Genomic DNA, 1,693 nt, shown 5'->3' with positions numbered 1-1,693 from the left:
CGTGATGTCGTGGTGGGGTGCCCGATGACCGGGCGGACGCGTCCCGAGACGGCGCCGTTGATGGGATATTTCGTCAACGTGGTCGCTCTGCGGGGGCGTTGGGAACTGGGAACGCGTTTCACGGACCTGTTGGAACAGGTCCGCGCCACAGTGTTGGAAGGCATGGCCCACCAGGACGTGCCCTTCAGCTCGGTGGTGGAAAGAATCCGGCCCACCCGCGACACCAGCCGCAACCCCGTCTACCAAGCCATGTTCTCCTACTTCGCGGAATCCGCCACCGAGCCCCTCGCGAAGTCGGGCTTCGCCGGCCTCGACGCCAAACGGATGGAACCCGGTGCGGTGCACGTTCCCGCCGACCTCGACCTGACCCTGATCGACGGGGAGGGGGGTCTGCAGGGTGGGCTGGCCTATCGGCTGGATCTGTTTGATGAGGTGTCGGTGCGGGGGTTGGCGGATCGGTTCGTGCGGTTCCTGGAGTGTGTGGCGGCGGATCCGGGGATGCGGGTGGGTGATGCGGAGCTGATGTCGGAGGGGGAGCGGGAGTGGCTCGCCGGTGTCGCCGGTGTCGCGGGTTCGGGTGGTGGGGTGTCGGCGGGTGTGGTTCCGGAGCTGTTCGAGGCGCAGGTGGCTCGGTCGTCTTCGGGTGTGGCGGTGGTGGCTGGTGGGGTGTCGTTGTCGTTCGGTGCGGTGAATGCGGCGGCGAATCGGTTGGCGCGTTGGTTGGTGGGTCGTGGGGTGGGGCCGGATGCGCGGGTGGTGTTGGGTGTGTCGCGGTCGGTGGAGTTGGTGGTGGCTGTGCTGGGGGTGTTGAAGGCGGGTGGGGCGTATGTGCCGGTGGGGGAGGACTTGCCGGCGGCTCGGGTGAGGGCGGTGCTGGAGGATGCGGCACCGGTGGTGGTGCTGGGTGACGGGCGGGCCTCGGTGTCCTGGCCGGAGGAGACGCACTGGGTGGATCTGGCGGACGTTCTGCGTCAGACCGCTGTCGGGAACGTGGGCGAGGAGGACCTCACGGACGCGGACCGGCTGGCGCCGCTGTTGCCGGAGCATGCCGCGTATCTGCTGTTCACGTCGGGATCGACCGGCAGGCCCAAGGGCGTGACCGTACCGCATCGCGCCATCCACAACCTGTTCCACGCACACCGGGAGGCGTTCCAGGAGTTCCGTCCCGAGCCGACGCGGGCCCTTCTGACGGCGCCGCTCAGCTTCGACACCCACTGGGAAGCCGTCCTGTGGATGTTCGAGGGGCACGAACTGCACATCGTCGACAACACGACGCGGCTGGACATGCAGGCGCTGGCACGGTACGTCGCCGACCACGACATCGCGTTCATGGACGTCACGCCGTCCGTGGTGAGGGAGCTGGCCGGGGTCGGCATGTTCCGGGAGGGACATCCGCGTCCCGCCGTGCTCTCGGTCGGCGGGGAGGCGATGGACCAGGTGCTCTGGGAGGAGCTGTCCCAGCTCGACGGTGTGGCCGCGTTCAACTTCTACGGGCCCACGGAATGTGCCGTGGACAGCACGTTCGCCCGTGTACGGCCGGACCGGCCGACGGGGATCGGCGGCCCGCTGGCCAATGTGCGGGCGTATGTGGTGGATGAGTGGGGTGGGTTGGTGCCGCCGGGGGTGCGGGGTGAGTTGTGTGTCGGTGGGGCGGGTGTCGCGCGTGGTTATGCGGGGCGGCCGGGGCTGACCG

General features: G+C 68.9%; 1 protein-coding gene. It reads left to right on the top strand.

Annotated elements, in window-relative coordinates:
- Positions 1 to 24: 24 nt before the first annotated feature.
- A partial coding sequence (locus AB0L71_RS32645; protein ID WP_365250370.1) for an AMP-binding protein occupies positions 25 to 1,693 on the top strand: 1,669 nt, incomplete at its 3' end.

Source organism: Streptomyces sp. NPDC052052 (genome assembly GCF_040680455.1).
GTDB lineage: Bacteria > Actinomycetota > Actinomycetes > Streptomycetales > Streptomycetaceae > Streptomyces.
The sequence above is the reverse complement of the archived record's forward strand: the minus strand, read 5'-3'. Positions and strand labels throughout refer to the sequence as shown.